Below are 17,738 nucleotides of genomic sequence, written 5' to 3' on the forward strand. Positions count from 1 at the left end.
CCTCTCGGCTAAACAGCTTGCGGCTTGCTAACAGGCTTCACCAACTCGCCTGCAAGGGACTCCCACCCTCTGGAAAATCAGGTACATTTAATACCCGTTGCCCTTGCCGGGCACACACATACAAAAACAGGCGTCGATGTACGACGCCCGGGGGGAATATCGAGCTTTTTGGCTTGGGAAGTGACCTGTTGGTTCATTTGTAGCAACTGACCTTTTTCGGTACTACCGACTTCATGTATTGCATTACTGTATACGTGACCAAGAATGAGCTACCGAGCCCTTCGGCCAGTAATACAAAGCCAACATTCACCGGATTCAAATAGGGCCCCATGATCTCCGATGCCCGCACTTTAGCCATGAATTCGGGACTTGCGACCAGGTATGCAACGATCATCACGGCGAATGGAATGATTCCAATTGCCCCGGATATAAGACCGAACCGAAAACTGTTGAAATAATTGGTGCCATGTTCGTATTGGCGCCTGTATTCGCGGATCCCATAATAAATCCCGGCCCCTACTATGAACAGATTTAGAACGCGAAGTTCGAGCACGTGCACGAGTCCGGCCAATTTCATTAGCACGAAAAATGCCGTGAGCCCAATGAAAATGAGCAATCCGTATTTAAGTCTTAGTCGGTCGATAGAGGTCATAATATTCTCTTTTACTTCGTATTGCTAAAGACCCTTCAACCGAATATGTTCATAATCAACCCTTTGGCTTGAGCGGACGTATCTCCAAATCTACGGGCAAGTAGTTCCGGTGAGTTTGTAGAAGTTGCACGATACTGAGGGCCACATCCTGAGGGCGCATCATGTTTTCGTTCGCTGTCATTACCTCGATGTCGTCGAAGAAATTCGTGTTTACGCTCCCCGGATAAACGGCCGTGACCTTGATCCCGTAGTCGCGTAATTCCTGAAACCAACTGTGGCTTAGACCCCGAACGGCGTGCTTGGTAGCCACGTATCCGCTAAAGCCCTTGATACCGTTAAGTCCGGCAATGGAGCTTATATTCACGATATGCGACTCGCCCGTTGCTTTCAGTGCTCCGAGTAGGTTTCGCGTTACTTCGAACAGTCCGATAACATTCACTTCGAACATACCTTTCCAGTCGTTCCAGTTCTGCTCTTCGATGTTTCCGTAGACTCCATATCCGGCGTTATTGACCAAGAAAGTTATCTCGTTTCCGAGCATATCGAGGGTTTGCTTCACTGCGGACTGTATCTCCTGTTCGGACCCTACATCACAGCGGAAAAAATGAAGGTTTTCGTGATTCAATCCGGGAGCATTTCGCCCCCACCCTGCGACTACAGCACCTTGATCGAGAAGCTGCTTTACCAATTCCAGGCCAATTCCCTTACTTACTCCGGTTACGACACCAACTTTACCTCGTAGTTCCATGTGTTTCTTATTTTCGATGACAACCGGCCAGCACGGTAAAGGTTTGTCGACGTAAGCAAACCAATCGTGCCGCAGGCACTAATATTCAAAGATCGTAAAGGTGAATTACTGTTCGCATTGTGGTTCTTCGGAAATCGAGTTCATTGTGCCAGAAGGCGATAATCGGTTGCGGCACGTTTGCGGGAATTGCGGGCGCATCCACTACAGCAATCCGCGCGTGATCGTGGGCTGCGTGCCTATTTGGGACGGAAAGATCATGATCGCACGGCGCAATATAGAGCCGCGGAAAGGGCTGTGGAACTTACCGAGTGGATTCCTCGAAAACGGCGAAACCGTGGAAGAAGGCGCACTGCGCGAGTTGCACGAAGAAACTAAGGCGACGGGCACAATCGTTCGGCTACATGCCATTTACAACCTGCCGCATGCCAACCGGGTGTACGTGCATTTTCTGGTGCAGCTACATTCACCCCACTTCGAGCTCACGCCCGAAAGTTCGGAAATCGCTTTCTTTGCCGCCGATGAGATCCCGTTCGATGAAATGGCCTTTAGCTCGAGTGCGTTTTCGATCGAGAAACACCTCGAATTCCCTGAGGGTCCTGCGGGCGGAATCCACATTGGGACCTATCGCAAGAAATTTGATCCATGATTAAACTGTCACTCCTATATCGCGTTCGCGAACCGCTTAAAAAGATCGAAAATTCGCCGCTCGTGCTCATGTTGCACGGCTACGGAGCCGATATGAACGACCTGTTCACATTTGCCGCAGAACTGCCCGAAACCGCGCTCGTGATCAGCGCTCAAGCACCGCATCGCCTACCCTGGGGCGGTTACGCTTGGTGGCCGCTCGAAATGGGGCCCGACGGAAAACTAAAACGCGATGTCGTTCAAGCCCGAAAAGCCGTGGTGCAAGCACAGGAGTTCATTTCGGAAGTGGCCAATGAATTTGAATTCGATACCGATCGCTTTTTCCTGCTTGGATTCAGCCAAGGCGGCATGATGAGCTACGGCCTCGCACTCGCCGATCCCGAACGGTACGCCGGTGTCATGGCCCTGAGTTCCTATTTACTGGACGGCCTGTCTGATTCGGTGCCTACGGCACGAAGCCCACTTCCACCCTTTTTCGTGAGTCACGGTACGCAGGATCAAGTTTTACCCGTTGAAGGTGCTCGTGAAAGTCGAGCACGGCTCGAATCGTGGGGTGCTGAGGTCGAATACCACGAATACCCAATGCCCCACGGGATCAATCCGGACAATCTGAACGACTTGTTGAAGTGGTTGAACGCTCGTTTGTAGTATAAAGGAATTATGAACGGCCTCGTTCGATTCCTTCTTTGTATCGAGTCAAGGCCCGTTCACGAGCCAATTTATGATCCACTATGGGCTTGTAGGAGAGCTCCTGATATTCGGGGACCCATTGCTTTACATAAGCTAGTTTGGGGTCGAATTTCTTCATTTGTAATTCCGGATTGAATACCCGAAAGTAAGGCGAGGCATCCACTCCACTCCCGGCGGCCCACTGCCATCCACCGTTATTGCTAGCCAACTCGAAATCGAGCAGTTTTCGGGCAAAGTAACCTTCGCCCCATCGCCAATCAATGAGCAAGTGCTTGGTCAAAAAGGAAGCCACGATCATGCGCACTCGGTTGTGCATGAAACCCGTTGAATTCAGTTCGCGCATCCCCGCGTCGACGATCGGATAACCCGTGTTTCCCGAGCACCATTTTTCGAAGTGCTCTTCGTTGTTCTCCCATTGAATGAAGTCGTATTCCGGACGAAACGACTGTTCAACCACCCCCGGGAAATGATAGATAATGGCCTGATAAAAATCGCGCCAAATAAGCTCGTTTAAATACTTCTCGCTGAGCTCATTAGCTCGCTTAGCAAGCTGCCTGATGCTCACCGTTCCAAAACGGAGATGGACGCTCATTCGCGTGGTGCCGCGCTTGGCGGGCAGGTCACGCGTTTCGCAATAATGCTCAACTATGTGCTCGTCGAGGGCCCTGCTCGGGATCGGGAGGTCGCTTGCCACGAAGCCCATGTCTGCCAAACTCAGGAGTTCCGCCGGATTCGTTTTCCAGAGTCCGCCCAACTCGTTTTCGGATGGATATCCGCTTAGGTGTCCGCCCGTAAGTTGCTTCTTCCAAACCTTACTGTACGGCGTGTACACCACGTAAGGGTCACCATTGTCCTTTACCACCTCGTCCATTTCGAAGATCACATGGTCTTTATATGCTTGAAACGAAACCTCGTGCTCGCTGCATAACCGGGCTATCGCCGCATCTCGTTCACGCGCGTAGGGTTCGTAATCGCCGTTGGCATAAACCTTGACGATCGAGTATTCGCTTAGCCATTTCTTCCAAATTTCCTCGGGGGTACCGTAGGCAACCAGCAGGGTTGATCCGGCCGCTTCGTACTCCGCTTTGAGGCGTTGAACTTCGTTGTGGATAAAGGTCACCCGAGCGTCATCCTTATCTTCGAGTTTGTCGAGTATTTCACGATCGAAGATGAATACGGGAACGATTGGCTCATCGGCCCGCAGGGCCCGAAACAGCCCATGATTATCCTCTATGCGAAAATCGCGCCGATGCCAGAAGAAATTAACGCGACTCAAGGTATCTGTTTGTCTTTGGCATACTCTATTTCGCGCAGATCTTCGTAGGGTCGCGCATAGGATAGGCGCGTGATCTTGTCAGTATTCAAGTAGGCATCTAAACCGCTTCCGGCAACGGTGCCCGCTTCGCAGAGATCGATGAACCCGTCGATTCCCACTACATCCTTTGGCACGATCACCTCTACCACCTCACCCACGATCATGATGGTATGGTTGGCTTGAATATTATAGCGCTCACGAAATTTGAGTCCGATCTTGATGCGCGATTCTGCCACGTATGGGGCCAGGTGTTCGTCGGAAAAGAACGGCGTTAACCCCGAAAGGTCGAATTCGCTCTGTGTGCGCGTGTATTTAGCCGAGGTTTGATGGGCCGGCTTCACGATATCCTCGTGAATGTGGTTAAAAGTGTAGTGATCTTGCTCAATGATGTTCGTGAGGGTATGCCGGGGAACCGTAGCCGGTCTGATGATCATTCCAAGCAAGGGCGGATTTGAACCGATATGAAAAATGGAATTGAACACGGCCAGATTCGACTTCTCGTTCTTGCTGCAGGTTCCACAGAGGTTTACGCTCTTGTAACCACTTAACGAATTGAAGAAGTGAGCTCGAAATCGCCGCTCCATTTGTTCAAAATCATACGATGTAAACTGTACTTCTTCCATGACTTATAAGGATCGCACGGCCGACATTCCGCCATCGACTTGTAGTATTTGTCTGCTCACCCAGCCCGACTTTGGACTCAACAAATAGCGGGTCGCTTCGGAGCTATCCTGCGTGGCTCCGACTCGGGCAAGGGGATGCCGCTCAGCACTCGTCTCGCGTTTTTTCTCGTTGTTCAGCAATCGCTCTGCCAAGGGGGTATCGATCAAGCTCAAGGCGATGGCGTTGACACGGATCTTCGGGGCGAATTCGGCGGCCAATGATCGTGTGAGCCCTTCAATAGCTCCTTTGCCGGCCGCAATACTGGCGTGAAAAGGCATTCCGGTTTGCACGGCCACTGTACTGAACAGCACGATGGCCGCGTTCTCAGATTTCTTGAGCTTGTCGAGCACTTTCTGTATCACGCGGACAGCTCCAAAGAAATTGACTTTCATTTCGTCGCGAAAGACCTGCTCGCGAATCATGTGGAAGGGTTTGAGATTAATGGTTCCCGGTGCATAGACCAAGCCATCTAACACCTCCGGCAAATCCGTTAGCTCCGCTTCTTTATCGGTGACGTCGTACGATTGCCATCGAACTCCGCTGACTTCGGAAAGGCCACCCTGTGAACGGCTAGCGGCCCAGACCTCGTTCTCCTCGGAGATCAAATCCTTCACAACTTGAAGTCCTGTTCCCGAGCTTCCTCCTGTCACTAAATACTTCGACATTACTTTTTACTTCTGAGTTCCTCGATCTTACGACCGATCTCTTCTGCTTCTGCGGTTACTTGACCCGCTTTCAGCACGTCTCCTTTTCGTTGGATATCGCGCGCTTCTTGAAGCTTAGCGCGATACTGCTTTTCGAGTTTCGCGATCGGGTCCGATTTGAATAATCCAAACATCAGTCGATATAACTTAAGAATTCACGTTGAGCGCGCTCGGTCTTGAATACCCCGCTGTAATGAGAGGTAACCGTTGCACTGTTTACATCCTCTATTCCGCGCGTACTTACGCACATGTGCTCGGCATCGATGACCACGGCTACATCATCCGTTTTTAGAACGCGCTTAAGTTCTTCGGCGATTTGCTCCGTCAACCGCTCTTGAACCTGCGGGCGTTTTGCGTAATAGCGAACGATGCGGTTGATTTTACTGAGTCCGATCACGTGCCCATTACTACGGTACGCCACGTGGGCCTTCCCGATGATCGGAACAAAATGGTGCTCGCAATACGAGTGGAGGGTGATGTTCTTCTCGACCAGCATTTGGTCGTAGCCATATTTGTTCTCAGATAGCTTAACGTCCGGCTTATTGGCCGGATCGAGATCGCTAAAAACTTCTTTAACGTACATCTTGGCTACGCGGCCGGGCGTTCCCTTCAGGCTATCGTCGGAACGATCGAGTCCCAAGGTGTCCATGATCTTTCCGAAATGAAAGGCGATCTGCTCGATCTTTTCTTCATCACTCAACTCAAAGGCATCGTCAAGTAGAGGAGTATCTTTACTCGTTCCTACGTGGTTATCGCCAATGAAATCATCTTCGGGCTCTACGACGGTCAAAATCTCTTCGGCCAGCCGAACCACTCCGTTATATCCGTTAGTCTCCGTCGTACTCAACGAAGTTCCGTTGCGTTTCATACAATGTCACTTTAAGTTCATACTCCCCTCCGATCCGCTTTCTGATCTTTCGCCATATGACCACGGCGATGTGTTCAGCGGTCGGATTCATTTCCCGAAACTCGGGTACATCGAGGTTTAAGTTCTTGTGATCGAAAGGCTCTTCAACCTCCTCCAAGATCACGTCCTTCAAAACCTTCATATCAACTACATAACCCGTATCCGGATCGATCTCACCGCGCACACTCACTACCAATTCGTAATTGTGGCCATGGTAGTTATCGTTAGCACACTTGCCAAACAACTCCCTATTCTTCGCATCGTCGAAATTCGGATTGTACAACCTATGCGCCGCGTTGAAATGTGCTTTTCTATGTACGGTTACCTTCATATTTCTTCTTGTGGTTCCGGCCTTTTCATATGATCGAAAAAGGGTTCGAAACAGATCTTGAACCATTCCGAAAATTGCTCCGGATGTTCTTTGATTTCTGCCTCAACGGCAGGAAGTGCCACCCGGCGGTAATCAACGGCTTCTTCTTCGTTCAATCTCGGTTCGTCATTATAATGCCCCAATAGGACGTGATCGAACTCGTACTCGGTCAACTCATTATCGAGCCGGGCCTTATACGTAAACTGGAATATTTCTTTCAAAGGGGTCGTAAATCCCATCTCTTCGATCAACCCGCGTTCCCCTGCAACGACGGTGGGTTCATCGGGACGTGGATGACTACAGCAGGTGTTGGTCCATAGTCCTCCACTGTGGTATTTATCGAATGCCCGTTGTTGTAACATGAGTTCTCCACGGTCATTCAGAATGAATACCGAAAATGCTCTATGCAGCAAAACTTTTCTATGGGCCTCCATCTTCTCCATCCGGCCGATAGGCCGATACAACTCATCTACCAATATCACTTCCTCCATTCTCAAAGCAAATTCATTCGGTACTTGAAATAGCTACCCAACATGAGGCTGTATTTCTTGGTGTTCGGAATCCGCACGCGCTCTTTTAGGATCATCATGGGTTCCGTGTTACGGATCTTCTCGAAAAGTCGAGTGTAGTAAACGTAGGCCAGGTAAACGCCAAATCGAGCCTTACTCGGTAACCTCCTAATGCCGTCGAGGGCTTCGGCGAAATCCGCTTCCATATCCTTTTCGATCTCTTGCTTACTCATGTGATCGAAGCGCTCCGGATTAACGTGAGGGAAGTAGCTTCGACCGAGCTTTTCGTAATCGGCTTTTAGGTCGCGCAAGAAATTTACCTTCTGAAAGGCCGATCCAAGCTTCATAGCGGGCTGCTTGAGCTTTTGATATTCCTCCTCATCGCCATTCACGAAAACGCGCAAGCACATAAGCCCGACCACTTCTGCCGAACCTAGGATATACTTCTCAAAAGACTCTTGGTCATACTCTCGATCCACGAGATCCATTTCCATGGAATGAAGAAATGCGTCGATCAGCTCTCGCTCTATGTTGTATTGGCGAACCGCGGCCTGAAAGCTATTTAGAATGGGGTTTAAGCTGATTCCCTCATCCAGTGCGAGGTACGTATCCTTCCGGAATCGTTCGAGTAGTACGGGTTTATCGAATTCGTGGAACGTATCCACGATCTCATCCGCCAATCGAACGAATCCGTAAATGGCATAGATAGGATCGTGAAGCTCTTGACTTAAAAGTCGAATACCCAACGAAAAGGACGTGCTGTACGAGCGCGTCACGAGTTTACTGCATCGCAGACTTACATCATCATACAAAGGTTTCATCGAGTGCAATTTTATAATCCTTCATTGCCTCTCCGGCAGCAACTTGTCCACTGATCAAGGAGGGCGGAACACCCGGTCCCGGAGTAGTAAGTTGTCCTGTGAAGTACAGGTTTTTGACTTTTTTACTTTTCATCGCCGGTTTCAGGATCGCTGTTTGGTCCAGCGTGTTGGCCAAACCATATGCGTTTCCTTTGTAGGCGTGATAGTCTTCTATGAAGTCGCGATGAGCATATGAGCGCTGATAAACAATGTGCTCACGAATCTTTTGACCCGTATGCTCTTCGAGGCGATCCAATACGATATTCAAATAGTGCTCCCGAGTATCCTCTTCCTCCTTCAAGCCGGGCGCGGTCGGAATCAAAATGAACACGTTTTCCATTCCCTCTGGGGCACTCAGGGGGTCCGTTTTACTCACGCAGCTCACATAAAACAATGGCTTCGTAGGCCATTTGGGGTCCTCGTAAATTTCTTTCCCATGCGCGTCGAGACTTTCGTCAAAGAACAGCGTATGGTGTAACAAACCGTCCAATGGCTTGTCGACGCCGAGGTAAAAAAGCAAGCTACTCGGGGCCATTTTTCTATTGTCCCAATACTTTTCGGAATACATGCGCCCTTCGGGCGGAAGCAGATTTTGCTCGACATGGTGGTAATCCGCACCGGCAATCACCACATCGGCATCATAGGCCTGCTCAATGGTATATACTCGGTTCGCCATACCTTTGTGTATGGCAATGCGCGTAACCTCCTTATCGTATTCGAACTTCACCCCTTTCTCTTCGGCTAGTTTCACCATTGCTCGAACGATCTCATACATACCCCCTTTAGGGTACCATGTACCACCTACCATGTCGGCGTAGTTCATAAGGCTGTATAGGGCCGGGGTATCCTTTGGCATTGCACCCAAGAACAAAACGGGGAACTCGAGCAGCGAGCGTAGTTTGGGGTTCGCGAATTTCTTGTGAATGACTTTCCGGATGGAGCTGAACAACTGTAGCTGCACCACTCCTTTCGCTACGCGCCAATCGGCAAACTCCAACAGCGAGCGGCCGGGTTTGCGAACCAAGTCGTTGATTCCGACCTCATATTTGTAAGCGGCGTCATCCAAAAAACTCTTTAGCTCAGCCGAGCTTCCCGGCTCTAATCGATCGAACAAAGCGTAAAGATCTTCGAGTTGAGCAGATAGATCAACGAAATCTCCCTTCCCGAAATATACCCTGTACGAAGGATCGAGCCGGTCGAGTTCGTAGTAGTCGGATACTTTGCGACCGAAATGCTCAAAGTACTGTTCAAACACATCGGGCATCCAATACCAGCTTGGCCCCATATCAAAGGTGAACCCGGCCGTTTCGAACCTGCGAGCTCGCCCCCCTGGACCTTCGTTCTTTTCGAGAACGGTCACCTCAAATCCAGCCTCAGCCAAATGCGTGGCTGCGGAAAGACCGGCAAAGCCAGATCCAATTACGATCGCTTTCTTTTCCATTGTTTCTTAGTAGCGGTAGTCCTTCAGCTTCTCCATGAGCTTCTTGCGAGCCAAGAATATGCGGCTTTTAACCGTTCCCAATGGAATATTCAAGATCTCGGCGATCTCTTCGTACTTGTAACCCTCGTAATGCATCATGAAGGTATCGACATAGTTTTTGTCGACACTTTGAATCTGCTCCATAAGGTAGTTTTGATTCACTACCGAGTCGGTCTTGGACTCTTTGTTCGCCTCTTTCTGATTCAAGAAATAGTTGTTGTCCGTGCTATCGACAAAGGTGTTACGCGATTTTTGTTTGCGGTATTTGTTAATGAACGTATTCCGCATGATCGTATACAGCCAACCTTTGATATTCGTTCCCGGCATGTATTTATCCTGGTTCGCGATGGCCTTTAAAAAAGTATCTTGAGTAAGGTCATTTGCCTCCTCTACGTCCTTGGTAAGGTTCATGGCCAATCGCTTGAGGAATTGCGTGTGATCCACCATGAGGTTACCGAATTCTGCTGTTGTCATTATGCTGAAAGGTTTGTTTAACGTTTGCATCTCAAAATTAAACAACGCATCCCGAATAACAATGGATTGTGTAACTAATTTAACAAATCATTAAACAAATTTTGTTTTTGACTGATTCTCTGATAGTTACACACTTTCATTAATTTCCGAAAGTATAATATGTATCTTTGAGAACGATTTTTTAGATTCGTAATCACTACGATTTTAGCACGAGTATGATTGATTTAAGAGAATCTCAAAGAGTTAAGGCACTATTAGAAAACAGTCCTGAGAATTTCGAACAGATCATTGAAGAAACCTCTCTGGCCATTTGCGTTACCAACCAACACGGTAACTATTCGGCCGTTAATGAGAACTACCTCAGATTATACGGTTATGAGCGGGACGAGATGATCGGAGCTTCGTTTTTGATCGTAGTCCCGGAAGACGACCAAGATCGACTGCAGGACCTTCATGACATTTTCATGAAGCTCAAGGACGAGATCATGCGAAATTGGGAAGTCAAGAACAAGGACGGACACACCTTTACCATTTCAGCTGATGCGGGGTTTTCTCCGGACATCATGGGGCAACCACACAAGGTCACCTTCATTTGGCCCGATGACGAATCTGATCAACGCCGGATGCGCGAACGATAAATCTTCTTATTGGTATTACAGTATAGCGTCGACCAAGTGACGCAGATTATCGATGATGGTCACATTACCCGGGCGATTCAGTTCTTGAAGGAAAGACACGTTACCCGAGATGATTATCGATTTCGACGGAAACGCCTCAGCCAATTGATTTACATAAACTTGGGATTCCTCTTGGCAAGCAGGCTCGGTCAAAAATGTCATCAAGGCGTGTGGTGACGTGATCTCCGCAACGCTCTTGAGGTCGTGAAAGGGGATACCCTGTCCTAGATAAATGCACTGCTTCCCTTTACTCTTTAGGATATACGTAGACAACAGTGTCAATAGCTCGTTGAATTCCGACTCGGGCAAAAAGAGCAGAAACTTCTCACTGTCGCCTGATGCCAGCGGTATAGCGTCAATTGCAACCAGTACTTTTTGTCGAATGAGGTTCGTAATGAAGTGCTCCTGTGCACAACTCACCTCTCCGGTTCGCCACATGATCCCTATACGTTGTAAGAACGGATAGATCAGTTCGAGTATGGTTCCCTCGAATCCTCTCTTGAGCAAACTCGTTGAAAAGATCTTCTCGAACTTGAGTTCATCAAGCTCCAGCATTGCCATGATCAGACCATTGATCTTAACCTTCAGCGCCTCTGTTGAGGCTTCGTTTTCAAAGCACGCATAGATCGCGTGTACCTCGGCATTGAACTCTTCCTGAGAGTACTTCGAGATTTTCGAGATCTTGTGCCCGTTGTTTGCGAGCAAACTAACGTTCAATAGCATCTTCAGCTGATCCTCGTCGTAATAGCGAATGTTGCTATCGGTCCTATGAGGATTAAGCAAACCATAGCGCTGTTCCCACACCCTAATGGTGTGCGCTTTGATACCGGAGAACTTCTCCAAATCTTTTATGGAGTAGGTGACCATAGGTCTTTTGTTCAAGTTTAGTTAAATAAAATTAAAAAAATCTTCAGTTTCCTTCAACAGCCTGTACCTAATTTCGTTCACAACCGCTTGTGAAAAAAGGCTAAAATCTCTGCCATCAGAGATTTAGGGTAGTGCATTTAAAACAATAAGGATTAGAGAAGGTTCAAGATCGACCCAAATCAAGGCTTTAACTGTGGGTCGTTCATCGAGGAAGTATCGGTAAGCGTCATGATAAAGGTCAGGATCGCCGAGCGGTCCGAATGGCTGAGCTGAAAGCTCCTTATACGCGAATCCTGCAATTGGTTGCCGTTACCCCCATTTTCATAATGCACGAGTACCGATTCTAGATCAACTGCACTACCATCGTGAAAATATGGTCTTGTGACTGCAACGTTCCGAAGCGTCGGTGTTTTGAATTTACCACGATCGAGCGAATCGAGCGTAACTCGTGAACGACCCGGATCGAAATCGCCCCATTGCCAGCGTCCGTTATTGTGGAATAGTAAGTCCGTAAAGAGTGGCGGGACGTGGCATTCACTACAAGCCAAGGAATCTGAAAAGAAGAGGTCTTGTCCACGAGCCTCAACTTCAGTGAGCGCCTCATTGCCAGTCTCTACTCGATCCCACTTGCTACGTGCGCTAATGAGGCTGCGTTGATAAGCGCCCAGCGAGCGAGTTACTCCATACATATCCGGTTCTTTGCCATAGACGGACATGAACCGATCGCGGTAGTACGCATCGCGCCGTAGGCGCAGAATTAGAGAATCGGCCCGCATGTTCATTTCATCGGGATTCTCTAATGGCGCAAGCACCTGTTTTTCGAGGCTTGTTGTACCGCCATCCCAATGCCATGAGGTAAAGAAACCCACGTTCAGCAATGAGGGTGGATGGCGAAAGAAGCGCGTACCCTCGGTGCCCATGATCAAGTCTTCATTGACCGTCCAAGCCGTTGCTGGCTGGTGACAGGTGGCGCAACTGACGTTTCGGTTATTACTTAATAGCGGTTCAAAGAAGAGTTCTTTTCCCAGTTCTGCCCGTTCGGCGTTCCAGGGATTGTCATCGACCGCGGAAATACCTGGCCAGCCGGCCGGAATCGCGGGTCTATTCAACTTAGGAGTTTCGGTGCGGCTACAGGCCACCACAGCGAACAGCAACACTATGAGAGCCGCGCGAGACACGATCTTATTCTAAGCCAAAGCTGGCAACGGCGTTCTCGGTGATCCGACGAGCGAGGTCCATATCATCCATGGTGTGTGTGGCATCGTCGATAAAAACGTCGATCGGGTCGGCCGGATTGTAGAGTACGTTCTGCAAATCGAAGTTGATATCGATGGTGTGTTGGCTACCATCCGAGACTTTTACATCGATCGGGAAGCTTTGAATTTCGCGATACAGCGTGTCCGTACCCACGTGGTATACCAATAGATGATCGAAGTTATTCGACTGGGTGCTATCGACTCGCCCTTCGTAGATCATGAAACGGTAACGAGATGCCCAGGTCCAATACATGTTTTGCTGAGCGCTCAAGGGATGCTGTGCATCGGCGGGATCGAGCTCATTGAGTTCTTCGGGCAAGCCCAACCACATCTTGAACTGGCTGTAATTACCAGCGGGAACCTCAAACTCAAAAGAGGTAGCATCTGCGTCGGAATCGACCAAGACAACATCCTTCAGCTCTTTGGTGCCGCCGCAATCGCATACCAATTGCAGCTGAGATAGGTACATTTTCAGGAGAGTAACTTGATGGTCGTTACCATTGAACGCAAAAGTCTCATTAGTTCCGATAGTCTGATTTTGAGCTACGAAATTGACGCGAAGGGTCAGAGTACCGGTGCCTGGTTCTTCATCTTTGTTACATCCTATGAATATCGTGGAAGCCGAAAGTGTAAGGAGAATGAGTAGTTTTTTCATGATTGAAGAGTTTTAAGACCGGCAAAGGAGGTAGTGTGGACTACGTATACAGGCTTAATAACGTTGGAAAGGTACAAAAGAGTTCATCTCCGTTCAGTACCAAGAGTCCCGTTTGGAGCTGATTTCATCTTTAGGCTCCCCAATTTGCCCCATTAGATTGAACTCCGGCGTTTGCTCAATCGAGTGCATGATTTGATCCAGGATATCCTCAACCGGGGCTTCGTAATCGATATCCAAGGGATCTTTAATCTGCACTTTTAGCTGCACGTTACGGCCTTTGAGGAGAATCCCTTTTTTGTCGAAGGCACGTCGAAAACCATCGATGGTGATCGGGACTACGATCGGACGAGTATTCCGAATAAGGTGAGCAGTTCCCTTTCGGCCCGCTACAAAGGGTTTTGTGGTGCCCTGTGGAAAGGTGATGACCCATCCATCTCCTAGGGCTTTTGAAATATTATCCGGGTCCTTTTGATCGACCTCACGCTGGATCTCTTGTCCTTTTTCGCGCCAAGTTCGCTTTACCGAGACAGAACCGGCCAGCTTGAAAATACGGGGCAATAAGCCACTCTCCATGGTTTCTTTGGCCGCAACGAAGTACAGGTGAAGGACGGGGTTCAGCAAAAAGAATGGGTAGCGAATGGTGTTCTTGAAGCCCCATCGGGCCGAAGAAAAGATGTGAAAGAAGGCCGCTACATCGGCGTAATAGGTCTGGTGGTTCGAGACGAATAGCACGTTTTTTTTAGGAAGACGGTGAAGGATCTCGGAACCTCTTATGATCGTTTTATTTCGGATGTTGAACCGTGGATAAGTATACAACCCAAAAACGAGGATCATCAATCGTTTGAGTATCAGTGGATTTCCGAATCGATCAACGAAAAGGTGGCGCAAATTCAAATCGCCCGGGTATTGGTTCAGTTGCCCAAAGGTATTACTTTTTAAATGTTTGCATTGCCGAATCCGGCCTGCCCTACTGCGGCAGCGGGCTCTGCCAACATCATACCCGTAGCCCCCCAGATGATATGACCGTTGAATTCATAAGCGGGAACCATCATTTTGCCGTATCGAGTTCGTACAGGATGCGATTTAACGTGTTGGGTTCCAACAATGATCTCGAGAGGCATTTCGATGATCTCAGCTACCTCGGCCACTTCGGGAATCCATCGGCGCTCGCCTTCCAGCATCCCAACGTACGGATGCACCATGAAATTGCTGGGAGGGATATACAATGGAGATAGTGGCCCTACATGCTCGATTCTGTCCGGTGGCAATTCGATTTCTTCATGCGTTTCGCGCAATGCCGTTTGAAGCAAGTCTACGTCGCCCTCTTCGTGTTTTCCGCCCGGAAATGCCATTTGATCGCTATGAGTGCCGGGATAACTTGGCCTATTTATGAGGACTGTATGCCAAGATCCAGATTCCAAGAACAGGAGCACCATAACGCCTGCCTTACGGGCATTGAGTCGATCGAACTCATCGGCATCGGGAGGAACGCGATCACCGAGAGACAAAAGGCTCTGCGCTTTATAGCCCGGAGGCTCTTCTTTCAGTAAGGAACTCAGTCTTTCGATCAAAACACGGCCAAAGTGTCTCCTGTCAAGTGTTTGTAATTGGCTATAACCCATTCCCTCAAAGCGGGGACTTCTTCATGACTTACCCAAGAAAGGCTTTTTTTCAGCTCTTTACTGAACAATCGGGCATCGAAACTGACCTTCTGCAAGATCAACTTGGCATACTCGAGTCGAGACATGGTTTTATTCATGTTATGTAGTGTTTAGTGGTGTGACACAGAACGGCATCTCAAAGCTATTTGAGATGCACAGGAATTTATCGAAAAATTAAATTCGATTTCCAGATATGAACAAAATGTTATTAACTATCGAACGCTCAAAAATCGAACTAAGTGTCCGAAACGCGGTTGTGATGGGGTGAAGGTAGTACTAACAGGTGCAAATGGCTACATCGGTCGTCGATTGCTCGACCTTTTGATTCGGGATGGTCACGAAGTGTATTGTTTCGTGCGAAGTCGCCATCGACTGATGCTGACGCGAAAACTCGAAGAGGCCGTTCACGTGCACGAGGTCGACTTACTGGAACCGATGACGGGGCTCGATTTGCCCGATGAATTCGACGCGGCGTATTACTTGGTACACAGCATGACCAGCAGCACGAATGACTTCTCGGACCTCGAAGCACGTGCTGCCCATCACTTTATAGAGTATATCGACTCCACGACCTGTGGTCAAATCATTTACCTCGGTGGCATGTACAATGCGGAGGACCTGAGCGAGCACTTGCAAAGTCGCCGAAACGTGGAGGAGATCCTATCATCGGCCCGTAGGGCCAAATTAACAGCACTAAGAGCCGGGATCATCGTAGGCAGCGGGAGTGCGAGTTTCGAAATCATTCGCGACCTCGTCGAAAAGCTACCTGTGATGATCGCACCGCGATGGCTCAACACGCGGTGCCAGCCCATTGCTATTCGCGACGTGCTGAGCTACCTCAACGGCGTATTGGGTTTGAGGGCGGCCTACGGCCAGAATTACGACATTGCTGGTCCGGACATCCTGACGTATCGAGAAATGCTCCTGGAGTGCGCTGAAGTACGTGGCATGCGTCGGATGATCGTCACCGTTCCGGTCATGACCCCCAGGCTATCGTCGTACTGGCTGTATTTCGTAACGCGAACCAGCTACAAAACGGCGGTGAACCTAGTCGATTCGATGAAGGTGGAAGTGGTGGCGCGCGAGAACGACCTCGACAAGTGTGTACAAACAGATGGTTTGAGTTACAAAGAGGCCGTTCAATTGGCCTTTCAGCGGATCAAGCAAAACTAGGTGGTGAGCAGCTGGAAAGATGCTATTACGAGTAGTTTGGAGAGGGACGATCTTCAGTCGCATATCGAGGTTCCCACACACGAGTGTTTCCTCGATCACCGCATCCGCAAGGTCGACATTCCACTTGAGGAGTTACGGCAAAACATTTGGCGCATCGGTGGTGATACCGGATGGTACTACGGCAGTGCTCTCTGGCGTATTCGCGGATTCATGGACAAGCTGGTCGGAGGAGTTGGGCTGCGTCGAGGACGTCGCAGTGCTGAAGATCTTTGGGAAGGGGATGCACTCGATTTTTGGCGTGTATTGGTCGCCGATGAAAAACGGGTTCGTCTGCTGCTGTATGCCGAAATGAAGCTTCCCGGTGAGGCTTGGCTCGAGTGGAAGGTGAAGGAAACGGACGGCGTTCACAAGCTTCATCAGACCGCGACCTTTAGGCCTCGTGGGCTAATGGGCCGCCTCTACCGGTTCTTCGTAATGCCCTTTCACTATTTCGTCTTCAACGGAATGATCGATGCCTTGAATAATAAACGTGGCCATTGACAAACGAACCATCCACTTTTTTCGTTGTTCTTAATGTATGGATCAGGACGAGTTACATATTCCATGCTTTCCTTTGAGCATCATGCTTCTTCCGGGGGAACAGACTTATCTGCATTTATTCGAACCTCGCTACAAGCAACTTCTCCACGATGTATTGTCGGGTGACCGAACCTTTGTTATCCCCTTCGTAGACGAGGGTCAAATGAGTACGCTGGGCACCAAGGTGAAGGTCCAAAAGGTGCTCAAAACTTATCCGGGTGGCGAAAGCGATATTTTGATCGAGGCCGTTGAGGTGGTTCGATTGCTCAGCATCGAGACTCAGCTCGACGACCGTTTATATCCCGGTGGAGTGGCGCGATCAGTCAGTTTGCAGGTGAGCGAACCGATCGAAGCAGAATTGCTCGAGCGCTTCAAGGAGTTCGAGTTAGAGCGCGGAAATACGAGACGTGGATACGATTACTTACCTACCGTGGACCTCTACTCCATTGCACGCGGTTTAAATCTATCGAGTGAAGACAAGTATCGCCTGATCAAGATGAGCTTCAACCAGAAGCAGCGTTTTCTGATCAAGCAGATCGAATACTTAAGCTTGCTCCACGAACAAGAAGATGGGGTTTTTAAGAATTTCTACCTCAATTAGGTTTTAGTTTTGAGTTCTTAGTTCTTCGTATGTATTTGGTTGATTAAGAAAGTTAATCGTTAATTGTTAATGGGAATTTAATAATGGATGAAAGTCCCTTGGCCCGGGTTTTAATCCGGGGATAGCATTATAGATCGCATCAAAATCGGAGTTCTAGTGGTTCCATCAATAGGTCGAGTCTGTTCAGAAAAGTGTGTCACTTAACTTAGTGATATGAAAAAGCAAGAAATATCGAAAGCCGGCTTATAAGAG

22 protein-coding genes and 1 pseudogene are annotated in these 17,738 nt (G+C 48.9%); 5 read left to right on the forward strand and 18 right to left on the reverse strand.

What is annotated here, in order from left to right:
• Nucleotides 1–193: 193 nt before the first annotated feature.
• Both J4F31_08860 and J4F31_08865 read right to left on the reverse strand, forming a co-directional pair.
• A complete protein-coding gene (locus J4F31_08860) occupies nucleotides 194–652 on the reverse strand; it encodes a DUF4199 domain-containing protein (protein MCE2496667.1) in 459 nt (152 codons plus the stop codon).
• Between the two features lie 55 nt (nucleotides 653–707).
• Nucleotides 708–1,400, reverse strand: a complete 693-nt coding sequence (locus tag J4F31_08865) for an SDR family oxidoreductase (GenBank protein ID MCE2496668.1) — start codon at nucleotides 1,398–1,400, stop codon at nucleotides 708–710.
• Nucleotides 1,401–1,500: 100 nt separating this feature from the next.
• Between J4F31_08865 and J4F31_08870 the strand changes: the two genes are divergently transcribed.
• Complete coding sequence (locus J4F31_08870; GenBank protein MCE2496669.1) at nucleotides 1,501–2,046, forward strand: NUDIX hydrolase; 546 nt, start codon at nucleotides 1,501–1,503, stop codon at nucleotides 2,044–2,046.
• Nucleotides 2,043–2,693 carry a phospholipase gene (locus J4F31_08875; protein ID MCE2496670.1) on the forward strand — a complete coding sequence of 217 codons (651 nt, stop codon included), beginning with the start codon at nucleotides 2,043–2,045 and terminating at the stop codon, nucleotides 2,691–2,693. The genes J4F31_08870 and J4F31_08875 overlap by 4 nt, the downstream gene beginning before the upstream one ends.
• A gap of 10 nt (nucleotides 2,694–2,703) precedes the next feature.
• On the opposite strand, the gene J4F31_08880 is transcribed toward J4F31_08875, so the two are convergent.
• Genes J4F31_08880 through J4F31_08925 form a run of 10 tightly spaced genes read right to left on the reverse strand, consistent with a single transcriptional unit; the run spans nucleotide 2,704 to nucleotide 10,017 of the window.
• Nucleotides 2,704–4,011 carry a deoxyribodipyrimidine photo-lyase gene (locus tag J4F31_08880; GenBank protein MCE2496671.1) on the reverse strand — a complete coding sequence of 436 codons (1,308 nt, stop codon included), beginning with the start codon at nucleotides 4,009–4,011 and terminating at the stop codon, nucleotides 2,704–2,706.
• Nucleotides 4,008–4,673 carry a flavin reductase gene (locus J4F31_08885; protein MCE2496672.1) on the reverse strand — a complete coding sequence of 222 codons (666 nt, stop codon included), beginning with the start codon at nucleotides 4,671–4,673 and terminating at the stop codon, nucleotides 4,008–4,010. The genes J4F31_08880 and J4F31_08885 overlap by 4 nt, the downstream gene beginning before the upstream one ends.
• 3 nt (nucleotides 4,674–4,676) lie before the next feature.
• Nucleotides 4,677–5,378 (reverse strand): SDR family oxidoreductase, encoded by a 702-nt coding sequence (locus tag J4F31_08890; GenBank protein MCE2496673.1) that lies wholly within the window; start codon nucleotides 5,376–5,378, stop codon nucleotides 4,677–4,679.
• The gene (locus tag J4F31_08895; protein ID MCE2496674.1) at nucleotides 5,378–5,551 is read right to left on the reverse strand and encodes a Lacal_2735 family protein; all 174 of its coding nucleotides are present in this window, start codon (nucleotides 5,549–5,551) and stop codon (nucleotides 5,378–5,380) included. Before J4F31_08895 ends, J4F31_08890 begins: the two co-directional genes overlap by 1 nt.
• The gene (gene folE / locus J4F31_08900) at nucleotides 5,551–6,285 is read right to left on the reverse strand and encodes a GTP cyclohydrolase I FolE (protein ID MCE2496675.1); all 735 of its coding nucleotides are present in this window, start codon (nucleotides 6,283–6,285) and stop codon (nucleotides 5,551–5,553) included. Before folE ends, J4F31_08895 begins: the two co-directional genes overlap by 1 nt.
• A complete protein-coding gene (locus J4F31_08905) occupies nucleotides 6,245–6,655 on the reverse strand; it encodes a 6-carboxytetrahydropterin synthase (GenBank protein ID MCE2496676.1) in 411 nt (136 codons plus the stop codon). The genes folE and J4F31_08905 overlap by 41 nt, the downstream gene beginning before the upstream one ends.
• Complete coding sequence (gene idi / locus J4F31_08910; GenBank protein ID MCE2496677.1) at nucleotides 6,652–7,191, reverse strand: isopentenyl-diphosphate Delta-isomerase; 540 nt, start codon at nucleotides 7,189–7,191, stop codon at nucleotides 6,652–6,654. The genes J4F31_08905 and idi overlap by 4 nt, the downstream gene beginning before the upstream one ends.
• Nucleotides 7,188–8,024, reverse strand: coding sequence for a phytoene/squalene synthase family protein (locus tag J4F31_08915; protein MCE2496678.1), 837 nt, complete (start codon nucleotides 8,022–8,024; stop codon nucleotides 7,188–7,190). The genes idi and J4F31_08915 overlap by 4 nt, the downstream gene beginning before the upstream one ends.
• On the reverse strand, nucleotides 8,008–9,504 hold the full coding sequence (gene crtI, locus J4F31_08920) for a phytoene desaturase (protein ID MCE2496679.1): 1,497 nt from the start codon (nucleotides 9,502–9,504) through the stop codon (nucleotides 8,008–8,010). Before crtI ends, J4F31_08915 begins: the two co-directional genes overlap by 17 nt.
• A gap of 6 nt (nucleotides 9,505–9,510) precedes the next feature.
• Nucleotides 9,511–10,017, reverse strand: coding sequence for an RNA polymerase sigma factor (locus J4F31_08925; protein MCE2496680.1), 507 nt, complete (start codon nucleotides 10,015–10,017; stop codon nucleotides 9,511–9,513).
• Between the two features lie 215 nt (nucleotides 10,018–10,232).
• Here J4F31_08925 and J4F31_08930 point away from each other — a divergent pair, with 215 nt between their 5' ends.
• Entirely contained in the window at nucleotides 10,233–10,655 is a 423-nt protein-coding gene (locus tag J4F31_08930; GenBank protein ID MCE2496681.1) for a PAS domain S-box protein, read from the forward strand.
• 15 nt (nucleotides 10,656–10,670) lie between these two features.
• On the opposite strand, the gene J4F31_08935 is transcribed toward J4F31_08930, so the two are convergent.
• From J4F31_08935 to J4F31_08960, 6 genes are all read right to left on the reverse strand, one after another.
• Nucleotides 10,671–11,561, reverse strand: a complete 891-nt coding sequence (locus J4F31_08935) for a MerR family transcriptional regulator (protein ID MCE2496682.1) — start codon at nucleotides 11,559–11,561, stop codon at nucleotides 10,671–10,673.
• Nucleotides 11,562–11,740: 179 nt separating this feature from the next.
• A complete protein-coding gene (locus tag J4F31_08940; protein MCE2496683.1) occupies nucleotides 11,741–12,739 on the reverse strand; it encodes a hypothetical protein in 999 nt (332 codons plus the stop codon).
• A gap of 4 nt (nucleotides 12,740–12,743) precedes the next feature.
• Complete coding sequence (locus tag J4F31_08945) at nucleotides 12,744–13,472, reverse strand: hypothetical protein (GenBank protein MCE2496684.1); 729 nt, start codon at nucleotides 13,470–13,472, stop codon at nucleotides 12,744–12,746.
• Between the two features lie 93 nt (nucleotides 13,473–13,565).
• Nucleotides 13,566–14,366: a 1-acyl-sn-glycerol-3-phosphate acyltransferase gene (locus J4F31_08950; protein ID MCE2496685.1), complete on the reverse strand. Its 801-nt coding sequence runs from the start codon at nucleotides 14,364–14,366 to the stop codon at nucleotides 13,566–13,568.
• A gap of 41 nt (nucleotides 14,367–14,407) precedes the next feature.
• Nucleotides 14,408–15,043: a CoA pyrophosphatase gene (locus tag J4F31_08955; protein ID MCE2496686.1), complete on the reverse strand. Its 636-nt coding sequence runs from the start codon at nucleotides 15,041–15,043 to the stop codon at nucleotides 14,408–14,410.
• Complete coding sequence (locus J4F31_08960) at nucleotides 15,040–15,219, reverse strand: hypothetical protein (GenBank protein ID MCE2496687.1); 180 nt, start codon at nucleotides 15,217–15,219, stop codon at nucleotides 15,040–15,042. The genes J4F31_08955 and J4F31_08960 overlap by 4 nt, the downstream gene beginning before the upstream one ends.
• Before the next feature lie 178 nt (nucleotides 15,220–15,397).
• Between J4F31_08960 and J4F31_08965 the strand changes: the two are divergent.
• Both J4F31_08965 and J4F31_08970 read left to right on the forward strand, forming a co-directional pair.
• A pseudogene (locus J4F31_08965) lies at nucleotides 15,398–16,846 on the forward strand (SDR family oxidoreductase).
• 37 nt (nucleotides 16,847–16,883) lie between these two features.
• On the forward strand, nucleotides 16,884–17,486 hold the full coding sequence (locus J4F31_08970; protein ID MCE2496688.1) for an LON peptidase substrate-binding domain-containing protein: 603 nt from the start codon (nucleotides 16,884–16,886) through the stop codon (nucleotides 17,484–17,486).
• The last annotated feature ends 252 nt before the right edge of the window (nucleotides 17,487–17,738 follow it).

This window comes from Flavobacteriales bacterium (assembly GCA_021296215.1).
Taxonomy (GTDB): domain Bacteria; phylum Bacteroidota; class Bacteroidia; order Flavobacteriales; family ECT2AJA-044; genus ECT2AJA-044.